General features: G+C 56.9%; 14 protein-coding genes and 1 pseudogene. 7 read left to right on the top strand and 8 right to left on the bottom strand.

Annotation, left to right across the window (positions count from 1 at the left end):
• Positions 1-5 precede the first annotated feature (5 nt).
• Together ACSQ87_RS19750 and ACSQ87_RS19745 are read right to left on the bottom strand one after the other, a co-directional pair.
• Complete coding sequence (locus tag ACSQ87_RS19750) at positions 6-407, bottom strand: GFA family protein (protein WP_436274175.1); 402 nt, start codon at positions 405-407, stop codon at positions 6-8.
• Between the two features lie 146 nt (positions 408-553).
• Positions 554-985 (bottom strand): nuclear transport factor 2 family protein, encoded by a 432-nt coding sequence (locus ACSQ87_RS19745; protein ID WP_223431387.1) that lies wholly within the window; start codon positions 983-985, stop codon positions 554-556.
• Positions 986-1,263: 278 nt separating this feature from the next.
• On the opposite strand from ACSQ87_RS19745, the gene ACSQ87_RS19740 reads away from it, so the two are divergent.
• From ACSQ87_RS19740 to ACSQ87_RS19725, 4 genes and pseudogenes are all read left to right on the top strand, one after another.
• Positions 1,264-1,896 carry a CDP-alcohol phosphatidyltransferase family protein gene (locus ACSQ87_RS19740; RefSeq protein WP_436274174.1) on the top strand — a complete coding sequence of 211 codons (633 nt, stop codon included), beginning with the start codon at positions 1,264-1,266 and terminating at the stop codon, positions 1,894-1,896.
• Positions 1,883-2,482 carry a lysophospholipid acyltransferase family protein gene (locus tag ACSQ87_RS19735; RefSeq protein ID WP_046049021.1) on the top strand — a complete coding sequence of 200 codons (600 nt, stop codon included), beginning with the start codon at positions 1,883-1,885 and terminating at the stop codon, positions 2,480-2,482. The genes ACSQ87_RS19740 and ACSQ87_RS19735 overlap by 14 nt, the downstream gene beginning before the upstream one ends.
• The gene (locus ACSQ87_RS19730; protein WP_223431389.1) at positions 2,479-3,426 is read left to right on the top strand and encodes a phosphatidate cytidylyltransferase; all 948 of its coding nucleotides are present in this window, start codon (positions 2,479-2,481) and stop codon (positions 3,424-3,426) included. The genes ACSQ87_RS19735 and ACSQ87_RS19730 overlap by 4 nt, the downstream gene beginning before the upstream one ends.
• Positions 3,427-3,533: 107 nt before the next feature.
• Positions 3,534-3,737, top strand: a pseudogene (locus tag ACSQ87_RS19725) (methyl-accepting chemotaxis protein); the annotation flags it as partial.
• A gap of 191 nt (positions 3,738-3,928) precedes the next feature.
• Here the strand turns inward: ACSQ87_RS19725 and ilvD are convergent.
• Positions 3,929-5,611: a dihydroxy-acid dehydratase gene (gene ilvD, locus ACSQ87_RS19720; RefSeq protein ID WP_436274173.1), complete on the bottom strand. Its 1,683-nt coding sequence runs from the start codon at positions 5,609-5,611 to the stop codon at positions 3,929-3,931.
• 387 nt (positions 5,612-5,998) lie between these two features.
• On the opposite strand from ilvD, the gene mqo reads away from it, so the two are divergent.
• The 3 genes from mqo (at position 5,999) to yecR (ending at position 9,092) form a co-directional block, all read left to right on the top strand.
• The gene (gene mqo / locus ACSQ87_RS19715; RefSeq protein ID WP_436274172.1) at positions 5,999-7,645 is read left to right on the top strand and encodes a malate dehydrogenase (quinone); all 1,647 of its coding nucleotides are present in this window, start codon (positions 5,999-6,001) and stop codon (positions 7,643-7,645) included.
• A gap of 372 nt (positions 7,646-8,017) precedes the next feature.
• Positions 8,018-8,449, top strand: coding sequence for a hypothetical protein (locus ACSQ87_RS19710; RefSeq protein ID WP_436274171.1), 432 nt, complete (start codon positions 8,018-8,020; stop codon positions 8,447-8,449).
• Positions 8,450-8,621: 172 nt separating this feature from the next.
• Positions 8,622-9,092: a YecR family lipoprotein gene (gene yecR / locus ACSQ87_RS19705; protein ID WP_436274170.1), complete on the top strand. Its 471-nt coding sequence runs from the start codon at positions 8,622-8,624 to the stop codon at positions 9,090-9,092.
• Positions 9,093-9,359: 267 nt separating this feature from the next.
• Here yecR and ACSQ87_RS19700 read toward each other — a convergent pair whose 3' ends face one another.
• From ACSQ87_RS19700 to ACSQ87_RS19680, 5 genes are all read right to left on the bottom strand, one after another.
• Entirely contained in the window at positions 9,360-9,641 is a 282-nt protein-coding gene (locus ACSQ87_RS19700) for a hypothetical protein (RefSeq protein WP_436274169.1), read from the bottom strand.
• A gap of 314 nt (positions 9,642-9,955) precedes the next feature.
• The gene (gene dapF, locus ACSQ87_RS19695) at positions 9,956-10,774 is read right to left on the bottom strand and encodes a diaminopimelate epimerase (protein WP_436274168.1); all 819 of its coding nucleotides are present in this window, start codon (positions 10,772-10,774) and stop codon (positions 9,956-9,958) included.
• Between the two features lie 272 nt (positions 10,775-11,046).
• Entirely contained in the window at positions 11,047-12,066 is a 1,020-nt protein-coding gene (locus ACSQ87_RS19690) for an AbrB family transcriptional regulator (RefSeq protein WP_436274167.1), read from the bottom strand.
• Positions 12,067-12,218: 152 nt separating this feature from the next.
• The gene (katG, locus tag ACSQ87_RS19685; RefSeq protein WP_436274166.1) at positions 12,219-14,474 is read right to left on the bottom strand and encodes a catalase/peroxidase HPI; all 2,256 of its coding nucleotides are present in this window, start codon (positions 14,472-14,474) and stop codon (positions 12,219-12,221) included.
• A gap of 379 nt (positions 14,475-14,853) precedes the next feature.
• Entirely contained in the window at positions 14,854-16,890 is a 2,037-nt protein-coding gene (locus tag ACSQ87_RS19680) for an LTA synthase family protein (RefSeq protein WP_436274165.1), read from the bottom strand.
• Positions 16,891-16,918 lie beyond the last annotated feature (28 nt).

Here is a 16,918-nt window from a genome sequence, read left to right as displayed (position 1 = left end):
AGCGCTCACTCAGTCCGCGGCCACCGATCCTCGATTGTGTACCACGGCGCTTTCGATGCAACACACAGGTGTTTCTGTTTTTCACTCAGAAACGGCGTATCCAGCGTGCCTATCGCCACTGACAGCCAATCCGAATACTCGCCTTTGGAATCAGACCAGAATAGCGAAGAGCCGCACTCGCCACAGAACTGTCGGGCGACGCCTTCAGACGAGTGAAAGGTTTTGAGCGTCTCGACTCCCGCAACGATCGTAATCGCCGACCTGGGCGCGCTTGCATACGTCGCGAACGCTGCCCCGTGGCTCTTGCGGCATTGGCTGCAATGGCAATGGGTAACCGCTTTCAGCTCGGCGGCTACTCGATATTTCACTGCGCCGCACAGGCAACTTCCTTGGTGAAGTGCATCCATGTTCATCGTTTCTCAGGTGTCGGTCGCGCCACTCTAGCGGTCTGCCGGGTTGAGTAAAACCCAAGTGTCCGGTCAACCGTCATCGTCTTGCAGTAAAAGGGGACACCGTAGCCTGGCTGACCGATGTCCCCTTCGTTACACAAAAATCAGAACTTGAACGCTTGTCGACCTACCAGCAACCAATGGCCTTTCTGTTTTTGCCAAATCTGGAAGTTCTCGATTTCGGTTGGCACCACTTCGGTGCCTTTAAGCGCTTGTGCCGAGAAGTGATGGCGGACCAACGCCACGTCACCGGATACGGTGATGGTCTGGTTCTGCATTTCCAGGGTTTTGAACGCGCTTTTGCCGGTTTCGATATCGTCGATGAATGCTTTCTTGTCCTGGATCTTCCCGCTGGAGTGCCCGTAGGTCAGGTTCTCGGCGGTCAGCGCTTTCAGTTCGGCAATGTTCTTGTGCAACATGGCCTGCGTCAGATGATCGACGGCTTGCGCAACATCCTTGTCCACGGAAGCAGGGGCGGCGGCTACGTAGCCACTGAAGAGGCACAAGAATCCAATCAGCACTTTCACTTTTTTCATGGGTGTTTCCTTGTTGTTGTGGGTCGTCAGAGCGAGAGTGAAATATCACTTATCGGTCATCGTACAACCTAGCATGCGGCCGAGAAAAAAACGAACGTGCGTTGAGGGTTTGTCTCGAGGTTTAAGGTCGGAACGACGTCCCGAAAAATGAAGGTGAAAACTTTTGTCTGGGAAGAGCAGGGTTCGTTAGCAAAGACTGCAATTGCTGGGTGTAGTCGGCGCAACTCGCCATTACAATGCAACACGTAGTAACTCATCATTTATAGGGATATTGGCTAGTGGATGACAACAGAAGGCCCATCAAGACGCGCTCTGCGGGCTGGGCAAGACGCATCACCGACATTCTGGTGAAAAGAGACATTTCCCCCAATCAGATTTCCGTTGCCAGTATCGCCTTCGCGTTTGCCGGCGCCGTGGCGCTCAATATTGATAGCGGTGTCATTGGATCGATCTGCTGCGCGATCGGCATTCAGTTGCGCCTGCTGTGCAACCTCTTCGATGGGATGGTGGCGATAGAGGGCGGCAAGAAGTCCGATATCGGCAGTCTCTACAACGAATTCCCGGACCGGATTGCCGACAGCCTGCTGATCGTCGGGTTGGGGTATGCCATTGGGCAATCCGACCTCGGATGGTTCGCTGCCCTGGCGGCGGCACTGACGGCTTATGTGAGGGTGTTCGGCGGCTCGATTGGCCTCAAGCAGACCTTCATCGGCCCTATGGCCAAGCAGCATCGAATGGCCGTAATGACCGCAGGACTGCTGCTGAATGCCATCGAAGCAAACGTTTATGGCACTCACTACGTACTGTTGATCGCGCTGGCTGTCATCGCCATTGGCTCAGTCGCAACCTGCGTCACACGAACGCTGGCGATCGCCAGGCAGCTGAAAGGGGCCGACCATGTGGATCAGTAATGCGCTGATTTCTGTTCTTCGATTGCTGATTGGCGTCACGGCCAGATGGGAGAGCCCACCGGATCTCACGCGTCAGCGAATCTATTTCGCCAATCACACCAGCCATATGGACACCTTGGCCATCATTGCGGCCCTGCCGCCCGAGGCGAGGTTGAATGTGAAGCCGATCGCCGCTGCCGATTACTGGGGAAAGAACCGGTTTCTGTCGTACATCTCCCAGAAAGGCCTGAATGCCGTGCTGATTGACCGTAAACCGGCGCCCGGTAAAAACGCGCTGGAGCCCATTTTCGATGTGGTGCAGGCGGGTCATTCGATCATCTTCTTTCCGGAAGGCACTCGGTCATCCGAGGCACTGCCCGGGGAATTCAAATCAGGTCTTTTCCGGCTGGCCGAGACCTTTCCCGATGTCGACCTGGTGCCTATCTACCTGGAAAACCTTCATCGCTCCATGCCCAAAGGCAAACACGTTCCTCTGCCGATCATCTGCACGATCCGTATCGGCAATCCGATGGAAAGGATTGCTGGCGAGGATAAACAGGTGTTTCTGGAACGCGCGCGTAACGCCATTGTGGGGCTGTCGAAATGAGTCTTGAAGCAAAGTTTTTGTGGTTCTTTTTTGGATTGGCATGCTTGCTGGCGATAGCTTCGCTGGCCGGTCGACTGCTGGCCCGGCGGGCCAACACAGAAGGCGCTGTCTCGACCATCGAAAACCTCAATCAGCGCGTGAATGCCTGGTGGGGGATGGTCATCATCTTCTTCGTTTCCTACCTGCTGGGCGGCAATGCAACGGTCGTCCTGTTCGGATTCATCTCACTGTTCGCGCTCAGAGAGTTCATCACCCTGACTCCGACCCGACGGGGTGACCATAACGCCTTGTTTTCGGCGTTTTTCATCCTGATCCCGCTGCAATACATTCTGATCGGTACGCACTGGTATTCGATGTTCACGCTGCTGATTCCGGTGTATTCATTCCTGCTGCTACCGGCGATTGCGGTGCTGAGTCAGGACACTGACGGCTTCCTGGAAAGGACGGCGAAGATCCAGTGGGGCGTGATGATCTGCATTTATTGCATCAGCCATGCGCCCGCGCTTTTGCTCCTGGATCTGCAAGGATTCACCGGCCAAAACGCGCTGCTGCTGTTCTATCTGGTGTTCGTCGTTCAGTTGAGTGACGTGTTGCAGTACGTGTTCGGCAAGCTCTTCGGCAAGCACAAGGTTGCGCCGCTGGTGAGTCCGTCAAAAACCGTCGAAGGACTGGTCGGTGGCGGCCTGTCTGCAACGCTGATTGGCGGCTGCATGTTCTGGATGACCCCTTTCAGCTTCTGGCAGTCACTGATGATGTCGTTCGTCATCGTGGTGATGGGCTTCCTCGGTGGTCTGGTCATGTCGGCGATCAAACGCAGTTTGAGCGCCAAGGACTGGGGAACCATGATCAAAGGTCACGGCGGCATGCTCGACCGGATGGACTCGATTTGCTTCGCCGCGCCGATCTTCTTTCACCTGACGCGATACTTCTTCTCTGCTGCCTGATTCGGGCGCCATCAAAACCGAAAAAACATACCGCATGTCGTAAAGACATGCGCGTATGGATATTCGCTTAATTAACCGCTCGTGCCAGTCGATAACCTTTTCAGCAAACCACCACGCAACTGGTCAATGACATCACCCGCACCATCGGCGAGCAGAGCCTGGCCAACAACGAAATCGCCCATCAGGTCGAAATGATTGCCGGCATGTCCGAAGGCAACAGCAAGATCATCGGCCGGACGGCCTCGACCACCGATGAGTTGTCTACCCTGGCGGGCAAGCTGTCGCAGTCAGTGGATCGGTTCAGACTTTAAGCCATAACGCGCCCCGTAGCAGCTGTCGAGCTCGCGAGGCTGCGTTCGGCTGCGCATCAGTCGTAAACCCTGAGTGCGCGGTGAATCTGACACACCGCATTGTCTGACCTTACGACTGCTTCGCAGCCGAACGCAGCCTCGCGAGCTCGACAGCTGCTACAGAGCCGGACGCAAGCTCGCGTATGAAACGCCTAGAGGTACTTATCCGTCACGGCGCCTTCCGAGGCGCTGGACACGGTCTTCGCGTACTTGGCCAACACCCCGCGTTTATACTTGGATTCCGGGCGCACCCAACGTGTCTTGCGCTCTGCCAGTTCGGCGTCGGAGACATCGACCGTAATCTGCCGAGTTTCGGCGTCGATGGTGATCTTGTCGCCGTCTTCAATCAGCGCGATCGGCCCGCCATCAAAGGCTTCGGGCGTGATATGACCCACCACAAACCCGTGCGAACCGCCGGAGAAGCGGCCATCGGTGATCAGCGCAACGTCCTTGCCCAGCCCCTTGCCCATGACCGCCGACGTGGGCGAGAGCATTTCGCGCATTCCCGGGCCACCTTTTGGGCCTTCGTAGCGAATCACGATCACATCGCCGGCTTTGACTTCGCCGTTGAGGATACCGGCCAGAGCTCCTTCCTCGCCGTGATACACACGCGCTGTGCCTTCAAAGCGCAAACCTTCCTTGCCGGTGATCTTGGCCACGGCACCGGTGGGTGAAAGGTTGCCGCGCAGCACCACCAGGTGCGAGTCCTTTTTGATCGGTTGGTCGAAGGGCAGGATCACGTCTTGACCTTCGGGGTAGTCGGGCACGTTTTCCAGGTTTTCGGCCAGGGTTTTGCCGGTGACCGTCAGCGCATCGCCATGCAACATGCCGGCGGCGAGCATGCGCTTCATCAGCGGCTGAATGCCGCCGATGGCCACCAGTTCACTCATCATGTATTGACCGCTGGGACGCAGGTCGGCCACTACCGGGGACACCTTGCCCAGCTCGACGAAATCATCCAGCGTCAGCTCGACATCCACGGCATGCGCCATGGCCAGAAGGTGCAGCACGGCATTGGTTGAGCCGGCGAGGGCGATCACCACCCGAATCGCATTTTCAAAGGCTTTGCGGGTCATGATGTCGCGCGGTTTGATGTCTTGCTTGAGCAGCTCCATGACCTGCTGACCGGCGCGGAAACTGTCCGACGCCTTGTCGCTGCCGACGGCCTCCTGAGAGCTGGAACCGGGCAGGCTCATGCCCAACGCCTCAATCGCGGAAGCCATGGTGTTGGCGGTGTACATGCCGCCGCAGGAACCAGGGCCTGGAATCGCCACTTCCTCGATTTGCTTGACCTGAATCTCGCTGATGTCGCCCCGTGCGTGCTGACCCACGGCCTCGAACACGGAGATGATATCGGTGTGGCCGGCACCCGGCCGGATGGTGCCGCCATAGACGAAAATGGACGGGCGGTTCAGCCGTGCCATGCCGATCAGGCAGCCCGGCATGTTCTTGTCACAACCGCCCACGGTCACCAGACCGTCAAAGCCTTCGCAACCGGCTACGACTTCAATGGAGTCGGCAATCACTTCCCGCGACACCAGCGAATACTTCATGCCTTCGGTGCCGTTGGCGATGCCGTCGGAAATGGTGATCGTGTTGAAAATGACGCCCTTGGCACCGGCGGCATTCGCGCCTTTTTCGGCTTCAATCGCCAGTTTGTCGATGTGCATGTTGCAGGGCGTGACCATCGCCCACGTGGAGGCGATGCCGATCTGCGGTTTCTTGAAATCCTCGTCCGTGAAACCCACGGCACGCAACATGGCGCGGCCGGGCGTGCGTTCCACGCCGTCGACCACTTGGGAGGAATATTTGCGCAAATCGTCTTTGTCGCTCATGACTGCTCCTCACAGGCTCGTCGAGAAAATCACGATGAGTATAGTGGGCTCAGCGCCCGTGCCCGGACTATCAAGTCGGGAACAGACGCGCGGGTTTGCCGTGTCGTGATATTCTTCGCCCTAACTTGCTTTGACCTATTCAGTTTGCGCGTCCTTGAGACGCGCCAACAGAATCACTGTCGCTCAAGTAGCTGAAGCCAATAACGATAAAAAGTCAGTTCAGTAGGGACATATAAACTGAGGTCGATGGAGACACGTCGGCCTTGTGTGCCCACCCTCCAATCCCTATGAGTGCGGAACCCACAGCCTGCTGCCTGCATGCCGTGAACCAGGGGCCTCAAGCGTGGGGATGGAAGGGCGGATGGCGTTTTATCATAGGTGCTACACATGTTTAAAAAAATGAACACGGCCCTGCTGGGGCTGGCTTTGTCGATGGGGATCGCGTCCGCGCAAGCGGAAGAGGCAAAGAAAGTCGATGTGCTGCTCATCGGCGGCGGCATCATGAGCGCGACCCTCGGTGTTTGGCTCAATGAGCTGGAACCGGGTATGTCGATGGAAATGGTCGAGCGCCTCGACGGCGTCGCCCTGGAAAGCTCCAACGGCTGGAACAACGCCGGTACCGGTCACTCCGCCCTGGCCGAGTTGAACTACACCCCGGAAGACGATAAAGGCAACGTTCAGATCCCGAAAGCCGTTGAAATCAACGAAGCCTTCCAGATCTCCCGTCAATTCTGGGCCTGGCAGGTTCAGCAAGGCGTGCTGAAGAACCCGCGTTCGTTCATCAACTCCACGCCACACATGAGCTTTGTGTGGGGCGATGACAACATCAAGTTCCTGAAAAAGCGCTACGAAGCCCTGCAAGCGAGCCCGCTGTTCGCCGGCATGCAGTACTCCGAAGACCCGGCTGTGATCAAGAAGTGGGTTCCGCTGATGATGGAAGGGCGTGACCCGAACCAGAAAGTCGCGGCCACCTGGTCTCCGATCGGTACCGACGTGAACTTCGGCGAGATCACCCGCCAGTTCGTTGCGCACCTGCAAACCACGCCAAAGTTCGACTTGAAACTGTCTAGCGAAGTGCAAGACATCACCAAGAACGAAGACGGCAGCTGGCGCGTCAGCTACAAAAACCTGAAAGACGGCACCAAAACCGAAACCGACGCCAAGTTCGTCTTCATCGGCGCGGGCGGCGGTGCACTGCACCTGCTGCAGAAGTCCGGCATTCCTGAAGCCAAGGAATACGCAGGCTTCCCGGTAGGCGGCTCGTTCCTCGTGACCGAAAACCCGACCATCGCCGAGCAACACCTGGCCAAGGCCTACGGCAAAGCCTCCGTTGGCGCACCGCCGATGTCGGTTCCGCACCTGGACACCCGTGTCCTGGACGGCAAGCGCGTCATCCTGTTTGGCCCATTCGCGACCTTCAGCACCAAGTTCCTGAAAGAAGGCTCATACCTGGACCTGCTGACCACCACCACCACGCACAACGTGTGGCCAATGACCAAAGTCGGCATCAAGGAATACCCGCTGGTCGAGTACCTTGCTGGCCAACTGATGCTGTCTGACGAAGACCGCCTCAACGCCCTGAAAGAATACTTCCCGAACGCCAAAGCCGAAGACTGGCGCCTGTGGCAAGCCGGCCAACGCGTGCAGATCATCAAGCGTGATGAAGCTGCCGGTGGCGTGCTGAAGTTGGGTACCGAGATTGTTGCTTCGCAAGACGGCAGCATTGCTGGTCTGCTGGGCGCATCGCCGGGCGCTTCGACTGCTGCACCGATCATGCTGACCGTGCTGCAGAAAGTGTTCAAGGACAAGGTTGCTTCGCCAGCCTGGCAGGAAAAGCTGCACCAGATCGTGCCGAGCTATGGCACTCAGTTGAATGGCAGTCCTGAGAAGGTTGCTGAAGAGTGGGCTTACACCGCCAAGGTGTTGCAGCTGACTCCGCCGCCGGCGATTGGTCAGGTAGCGGCTCCGGCTGCTGCTCCGGCTGCTCCGGCTAAGCCGCCGAAGGCTAATGCTGCGACTGATATGGCTCTGTAACCAGAGGCCTAATCAAAAGCCCACTGAGCCGGTGACGGTCAGTGGGCTTTTTTGTGCGTGGGTTTTGAGGACCCTACAGGCTGGCAATTTGCTCTGATCCGTATTTTCTTTAGATATCTGAACCGTATCGAAACCAAACTCCGACCCGCAATGATCCTGGGTATAGCCACGTGATTGGTCGATGGCTGCAATCGCCCCAAAACTGTCGGCCGTGGAGACTAGAAAATCTAGGGCGATTTGAGAGCGCGAATGCGCAGCGGGCGAGTACATTACTGTCGTTGTGGATGCTTGAAAGGACCGCAGTTGTGTGGGTCCGCCATTCATAGGCATAGTTAGTTTCTTTAACATGATAACTAAACAGAAAGGTGAAGCATGAAATGGAAGTCCGTGGCTTTGCTGGTCTTTTCAAGCTTTCTGCTTTCGGGGTGTGCAACTACACCTGCTTCAAGCCAATCAGCCGCCCCAATACCGCAGGAGCGCATTCTCGACCAAAGCTATCTTAAGCCTGATGCTCAGCGGAGCGTACTGGTGACAGTTATACGAGATAACGGGTTTATGGGCAGCGGCCTCCAAGTGATTTTTAAGGTCAATACCAGCCCGATTGCAGCTTTTAAGACCGGAGAGAAGGTTGAAATTTATCTTGCACCGGGGAAGTACGTTTTTGTGGCCGAGGGCAAGCCAAACCCATTCAGTGAGCCTCCGGGCGAATCGGAGGTGGAAATCATTTCTGGTCAAATGAATAAATTTAGATTGCGTTTGGTCCCCGGTGACGGGCCGAGGTATGAAAGGACGATCCAGCCCTAAGTGATCGATCGGCCATTTTTAGACAGGTTTGAACGGCTACTTCTAGCTGCTTCTAGGCCGAAAGCTGTCTTCCCTATTTAAATCGTTCGCCCATTCAATAATCGTTTTTGTAGACAGAGGTAAGGCGCATTGCCATTATCGTGCTTCTAGTAATCTGAAAGGGATTTCCTCCATGCGTAAGCTACTTTTTCTGGTCGTGCTGGCAGTTGTAGTATCAGGCTGCTCCAGCCGTAAAGACTTCTACGCAACCGGCGGGAGCCGGGCGGACGGCTCGATCGATATGGCTTACGACTTCAAAGCCTTTGAAACACCGGTTGTTGACTATAAGCAAGCTGAGTCAATTGCAAATAGTAAATGTGCGGTTTGGGGTTACGACCGTGCTGAACCTTTCGGTGGGCAAACCCAGAACTGCCAGGCCCGCGATGGCTGGGGTAACTGCAATGCCGGCCAGATGATCGTCAAATATCAATGCATCGGAAATATCACGCCAGCTAGCCAGGCTTCAGCTTCTACGCCCACGTCGGTTCCGGTTGGAATGCTGACCCCTGCTCAATACAAGGAGACGCGCGTGAAAGCATTGATGGATCAAAATCTCCCCTATACCGAGTATCAGAAGCAGTATCAGGCGATCATGGCTGAATAGTTCGGTTGATGATGCTTTACGGCGAGCCTCAATTTTTCCAAATCGCTGGCGCAAAAAATGCAATCCGGTATTGGCGGAGTTGACGGTGAATCGTGTGCTGGATCAAATAGATTCGCAGGAGTACGAGAGGGCGTTGTTCAAAATGATGAGAAGTAAAAAGCCCACTGAAACGGTGACGGTCAGTGGGCTTTTTTTGGGGGGCGGTATTTAGGTTCATCGCGAGCAAGGTTTGCATTTACCACTTATTGCGCTTCTTGAAACAGTTTTTTACTTTTTTGAATGGCTGAAGTCGCGGGGCGATGGGCTGGTAGTGTCAGGTGAGAAGCTGAAGCTGAGAAGAATGGTTAACAAAGCCTCTGCCTCTGCCTGTTCCTCTTGGGAGTAATCCTTCAGCAAGATACGAGCACCTTTCTCGTACATACGACGCGCCAAATAAGGTGCGATAGACGAGAGTAGTGGGCCGGTTTGTTCAAAGAGTGCAAATGATTCAAACGTGGCGATCTGGCCATCGCCGAGAGGATGAGGGTTCCTTGATGGATCGCGTCCCACCTAGGTCACCCGGCCATCTATACCATAGCTCCTAGGTTCTGAGCCAATACCACCCACGCCAATCACGGCGTCAAAGCTCCAATTGCGCACACGTCCCATGCAGTTGTTGATGCCAAATTGACCAGTAGGGTCAGGATCGCCGGTATGAGTTCTTTTATAAGTCAGTATTCGCATAGATCACTCATAACCTAAAGAAAAAGGGCGGATTTAATTGTAAAGACTCTAGGAGTCACTTAAAAATAAATCCGCCCCTTTGTCCTTTGTCCACTCCTTTGTCGGAGTAATTAACTCCACTGTTTATCACGATATAGCTGCTATAAAGCTTGCAATAAGCTATCCGTAATTGTTCCCGAAAAAGTTGCCTCTACCGTTCCGATAAGAAAGACAGGCCCCACGCCATCCCATTGAACCGTCACAGTTCCACCATCACATTCAACCTCAACGGAATCGTCTAACAAGCCACGACGAATTCCATTAACAACGGCGCCACAAGAGCAGGATCCTGAGCCGAGCGGAATACCACCCCAGCGCTCCCAAATGCGTAACCGAATGTGCTTTCGGTTAATGATCTGGACGAAATGCACGTTCGTCCTGAGGGGGAATAGGGGGTTGGTTTCAATTGTCGGTCCAACTGTCGCTATATCAATGGCCGTTAGATCATCCACAAAATAGGTGCAGTGCGGGTTTCCCATGCTGCAAGCTGTTGGGTCACCAGCAAGTGGCAAAACAGCAGTGTCCAGTTCCAGAGCCAGGGGAATATCCGACCAGTCGAAAAGCGGCTTTCCCATGTTGACGGAAATTGCGCCGGTCGAAGTTCGTTCGCAAGTGAGTAGGCCACGGTTGGTTCGGAGCGCTATCGAAGTGGTATTTGATTCGCGCATCAGCCTATCTGCGGCACCCCGCGTTGCGCTGCCACAAACATCCAGCGTGGAGCCATCTGCATTCCAAAACATCAAGCGCGCATCTGCATCATCGCAATCGAGCACCACCGCGAGTTGATTGAATCCGATTCCTCGGTGCCGATCACCCATTCGCCGAGCCAGGATACTTGTCATTGGATTGGCCGCGTTTCGCGAGTCGACAATAACGAAGTCATCGCCATTGGCGTGCATTTTATGAAAGCTCAATGGCATAAATAGATCCTGGTGGAATTGACGTTTAAAGGCGATCTAGCCCCGACTCGGTGTTCTGATCCGTATTTTCCTGCGCTATCTGCATCTGTAATGCACACAGCCGCCGGCTCACAATAACGGCACGCTCCGCAGTCGCGGCAACCGCTGCACCGCAAACTCATAATGTAGGAGGCCCAATGGGCAAGATGGCGATTTTCCTGGGTGGATTTCTGGTGTTGACCATTTTGATTGGTGCCTTGGCCACAATTTCTCCCACTTAGTTCTTTCTGCGATCAAACATCTTCCCGCCAGCGCCGCGCCTGAACGAGCAACGCCGGCGCAAAGTGCAGCACGACCATTCGCACCAGATGATGGGTCAGGATGAACACCACGTTCAGCCCGCCACTGAAGGCGACGAGGGCGATGGTTTCGATGGCGCCAGGCATGTACGCCAGCCACAACGACAAGGGATCGCTGCCCAGAACCCGGGCGGCCACTGCGGCAAACGCTGCTGCGATCAGCAGCATCAGGCCGACGGCCATCAGCCCGGCCCGTCCGTGGCGGACAAGTTCTGCGAGGCTGATGTCTTTGAATTTCGAGCCAATCAGCACGCCGAGGAGGACCACGGCGGTGTCGACACTCCATGACGGCAGGTGGAAGGCCTGGAGGTAGCCCAGCTTGAGGTAGACGCCGGTGACGACGATCGCGGTGAGCATGAACGGCGCCGGAACGCCAACGCGCAACAGCAAGCGGCCGAGCAAAAGGCACAAGGCGATCAGCGACAGCAGGGTCAGCGCGGTACTCAGCAGCAGCGGGCTGCTCTCTGCAAGCGCCACGTCGGTCTGTCCGGGAATGCAGAAGCTGACCAGCACGGTGATCGACAGCAGTCGCACCAGGTGCACGACGATCACTTTGCTGGACGCGCGCTCGGACTCGAGTAAATCGAACACGGCGGCGAGTGCGCCCGGATACACGGCTAACAGGGAGTCCTTCGGGTTCCATCCCGAGACCTTGAGCAGCCACACACCGGCCACGGCGCTCTGGACCGTCAGGCCCAGCAGCATGAAGCCCAGGCTCGGTAACATGGCGGCCGCCGTTTGGCTGTTCCACGAGGTGAACATCAGACCGGTCGCGATCCCCAACACGATTTGCACGTAGACAAGACTGAAGGGCAGCGCGGGAGAAAAACGCAAGTTGCTGGCGATCAACGCGGTGGCGAGTATCGAACCCAGCAACAGACCATGGGGGATACCAGCGTACTGCAGCGCGGTGCCGACGCCGGTGGCGATCAGCAAACACAGGAGGGTTTTCATGGTGTTGATGAGTCTTCCTTGATTCATGTTGAACCCAACGCTTGCATCCGGGCCACGCACGTTTTCCCATCTAACGGCGTGGAGCGTCAAGTGACAAAAAGCACAACGCCTCCACAGTGGGAGGCGTTGCAGTTTCAGCGATACCGCTCGTGTTACTTAACGTCGAAGCGATCCAGGTCCATCACTTTGGCCCAGGCGGCTACGAAGTCTTTGACGAACTTCTCCTGCGCATCAGCGGTTGCGTAGACTTCAGCCAACGCACGCAACTGCGCATTTGAGCCGAAGACGAGGTCGACGCGGGTGCCGGTCCACTTCACTTCGCCGGTTTTGCGATCGCGCCCTTCAAACTCCTCATTAGCCTCCGACACCGGTTTCCATTCCACGCCCATGTCCAGCAGGTTCTTGAAGAAGTCGTTGCTCAACGCTTCTGGCTGCTTGGTGAACACACCGTGCTTGGTTTGCCCGACGTTGGTGTTCAGCACGCGCATGCCGCCAATCAGCGCGGTCATTTCTGGCGCGGTGAGTGTCAGCAGTTGCGCCTTGTCGATCAACAGCTGCTCGGCCGCTACGCTGTATCTGCCTTTGAGGTAGTTGCGGAAACCATCGGCGATGGGTTCGAGGAAGCCGAAAGACTCCACGTCCGTCTGCTCTTGGGAGGCGTCCATCCGTCCTGGTGTGAACGGCACTGTCACGGTTTGACCGGCATTTTTCGCCGCCTGTTCGACGCCGGCGTTACCGGCCAGCACGATCAGGTCTGCCAACGAGATTTTGTTGCCGCTGTTATTGAACTCGCTTTGGATGCCTTCGAGCTTCGCCAGCACGTTCGCCAGTTGCTCAGGCTGGTTGGCCTGCCAGAACTTCTGCGGCGCCAGACGCAAACGCCCACCGTTGGCACCACCGCGTTTGTCGGAGCCACGGAAGGTCGAAGCCGCCGCCCAAGCCGTTGATACAAGCTGCGAGACGGTCAGGCCCGAGGCCAGGAGTTTGCTCTTGAGGGCGGTGACGTCACTGTCGTTGACCAGGGCATGGTCAACCGCAGGTATCGGGTCTTGCCACAGCAGCTCTTCGCTCGGCATTTCCGGGCCGAGGTAGCGGGAGAGGGGACCCATGTCGCGGTGGATCAGCTTGAACCAGGCGCGGGCGAACGCGTCGGCCAACTGGTCTGGGTTGGCCAGGAAGCGCCGCGAAATCGGTTCATAGATCGGGTCGAACCGCAGCGACAGGTCAGTGGTCAGCATGGTCGGATTACGACGTTTGGACGGGTCGTGCGCATCCGGAATGATGCCGGCGCCGGCGTTGTTCTTCGGTATCCACTGGTTCGCACCGGCCGGGCTTTTGCTCAGTTCCCACTCGAAGCCGAACAGGTTTTCCAGGTAGTTGTTGCTCCATTTCGTGGGTGTGGTGGTCCAGGTCACTTCCAGGCCGCTGGTGATGGTGTCCGCGCCTTTGCCGGTGCCGAAGCTGTTCTTCCAGCCAAAGCCCTGTGCTTCGAGGCCAGCGGCTTCGGGCTCGGCGCCGACATTGTCGGCCGGTCCGGCGCCGTGGGTCTTGCCGAAGGCGTGGCCGCCGGCGATCAGTGCCACGGTTTCTTCGTCATTCATCGCCATGCGCGCGAAGGTTTCGCGGATGTCTAACCCGGCCGCGACCGGGTCGGGGTTACCTTCCGGGCCTTCCGGGTTGACGTAGATCAGGCCCATTTGCACGGCGGCGAGCGGGTTCTCCAGGAAGCGCCCCTGGTCGGTACGGCTCTCCTCGTTTTCCCCTGGCTCAGCTACGAGTGGGCCTTCGCCAGGCTCTTGCATGGGCTCGTTTTTTTTGCCATAGCGGGTGTCGCCGCCCAGCCACTTGTTTTCCGAGCCCCAGTAGACGTCCTCATCCGGTTCCCAAACGTCCGGACGACCGCCGGAAAAGCCGAAGGTCTTGAAGCCCATGGACTCCAGCGCGACGTTGCCGGTGAGGACGATCAGATCGGCCCAGGAAATTTTACGACCGTACTTTTGCTTGATCGGCCAGAGCAGCCGGCGTGCCTTGTCGAGGCTGACGTTGTCCGGCCAACTGTTGAGCGGCGCGAAGCGTTGCTGGCCGGAACCGGCGCCACCACGACCGTCACCGGTGCGGTACGTACCGGCGGCGTGCCAGGCCATGCGAATGAAGAGTGGCCCGTAGTGACCGAAGTCCGCCGGCCACCAGTCCTGGGAATCGGTCATCAACGCAGTCAGGTCTCTTTTGACCGCTTCAAAGTCCAGGCTTTTGAATGCTTCGGCGTAGTTGAAGCCCTCGTCCATAGGGTCGGACAGGGACGAGTGCTGATGGAGGATCTTCAGATTCAGTTGGTTCGGCCACCAGTCGCGGTTTGTCGTGCCACCGCCAGCGGCGCTAATGAACGGGCATTTCGATTCGTTTGCCATGTGTGAGCTACCTTTGGTCGTATTCATCCGGCTATCCGGCCCAACGTGGGCGTTAAACAGCAACGGGCGAAACCAATGACACAGGCTGCAGGGCCAGCAGTTTGATCAACTGATTGTTTTGATCACACGGGAATTCTGAACAGCGGCAATCGAGTTGCCTGCACGGTGGCCTACGGCAGGTTTAGTCAGGCTTCTGACCCATTCCTATCTCCTTATCAGCTCTTGACCGGCCGGCTTATGGTGCCGGCGCTCGAATAAGGTTAGACCCCAGTTGGGAAGTCAGCTAATAGGGGGAGTATTGGCTCGTGATAGGCAGAGTCTTTTACGGGTATCACGGGCAGGCCCCGCGTCCATTTGAAGCATAGACGCGGGAACGCCGTTACTTGCGCACGTTCTGGTACAGCATCAACCTTGAAGTTTCATGCATGGCACGGGTCAGCTGCGACAGGCGTTTGAACTCTTCTGGGTTTTGCTCGGCGACGTTGTCCAGCGGCGTCGGTGAGGCCAGATCATGGAGACTTGGCGAGCTGCCGTCGTGCTCCATTTGCACCATGTAGTGTTGAGTCACGCCGGCAATCAGCGGGAATGTGCCTTCACGCAACACCAATGGCACTACGCGTTCGCCTTCGGGCGCGGGTTGCTGAATGTCACGGCCCATGCCGCTGTTGCGAAACTCAAGACCGGCCATGCCCGCCACGGTGGGCAGCAAGTCCACCAGACCGACCGCTTCCTTGACCTTACGCGTCCCCAGCAAACCCGGTGCGTGGATGATCATCGGCACCGCGTTGCTTTCCAGGCCCAGTTGCTCGTAGGCCGGTGCCAGGAACGGGATCTGCGCGATTCGGGTGTTGTGGTCGCCAAACAGCACGAAAATGGTGTTGTCGTACCAGCCGCCTGCTTTGGCGATTTCCATCAAGCGACCGATATTGAAGTCCAGCAAACGCACGGCGTTGTACTGCTCGACACTGCGCGACCCTGCGGCCTGAACTTCGGCCAGGGTAGGGTACTTGACCTCGAATCCATCATTGGTCTTGGGAATCGTGAAGGGACGATGGTTGCCGGCCGTCTGCACATAGGCAAAGAACGGTTTGTCCTTGGGCAGTGCCTGCAGGATCTGGTCGGTTTCCTTGAACAGGTCCAGATCGGAAATTCCCCAGACATCCACCACCGGGGACTTCCAGTCCCGCTCTTCGAACAAGCGAACGCCGTCGATGCTTTGCCGGATCAAGGCATTCATGTTGGCCCAGCCGGAGTTACCGCCGATGGTGTAGATCTTCTCGTAACCGGTGAAGGCGTTGATCAGTGTGTTTTGCTTGGTGATCAACGGATTACGCGTCGCGGTTTCCTGACGAGTTACGTCAGGCACACCACTGATGCTGGCCCAGACGGTTTTTGCGGTCCCTGTCACCGGCACATAGAAGTGCTCGAAGAACCAGCTCTGCGTGGCCAGGCGATCGATGTTCGGCGTCGGATTGATCGGGTTACCGTAGGCCCCGACGGCGCTGGTGCCCAGCGATTCGAGCATGACGAACATCACGTTCGGCGGCCGCGAGCCCGGTATTTTGTAGGGTTGTGGCGCCTGGTGACGGACGAAATCAAGGGTTTGCGGATCGGGCTTGTCTACGCCCAGGTAGTTGGCCATCACCGCGTAGTGTTCGCGCACCTGCGCTTCGTCATAGCGCGACTGGCCGACTTTGACCGTGTCGTAGAGGAACAACACCGGGTTCAGGCCCAACGCCGCGATCTGGTTATTGCCCGAGAAGAACGCATCGCTCCAGCGCAATGGGACCGGGTTTTCAAGGTTCATGTTTTCGACACGACCTAAAATGCCCAGCAGCACCGCTACGACCATCAACGCGCCACCCCATGTCGCGGAGAGCCGGCGAATGGCTTTGCGGGGGCGGTCCAGCGTTACGCGTTCCAGACGCACCAGAGCCAGTGTCACCAGCGCGACCGTTGCCAGCCAACCCAGTGAAATCCAGATCACCGGGTAAGTCTGCCAGACCATGTCACGGGATATTTGCGCATCCTCGATGAAGCGCAGCACGGTGGCGTTGATCCTCACGCCCAGGTAGGCGTAATGACCAAAATCGATGATGTAAATCAGCAGCAGGACGCTCAGGGCCGCGACCAGATACACACGTGCGATGCGGCGAAGCAGACGGCTGCCGATCAGGTTCCAGCGAGGAATCCAGGCCAGCAACGCCAACGGCAACATCGCCAGGATGGCCAGGCGCAGATCGAAACGAAAGCCGATCCCCAGGGTTTCCATGACGGTATTTTGGTCAATCAGCGCTCTGGCGTCGAAACCCGAATAGCCGAAAAAGAACATGACCCGAAGCACAGCAAACAGCGCGAACGTAATCGCTGTCGCGCCCAGCCAGTAATGTAAACGTCTCGAGTGCAGCCAACCCATCCCTGTTCCCCTGTTAATAAAGTCGTTA

Origin of the sequence: Pseudomonas sp. LjRoot277 (assembly GCF_964253845.1) — a bacterium.
Classification (GTDB): domain Bacteria; phylum Pseudomonadota; class Gammaproteobacteria; order Pseudomonadales; family Pseudomonadaceae; genus Aquipseudomonas.
Note: the sequence above shows the minus strand (reverse complement) of the source record. Positions and strands in the feature narration are given on the sequence as shown.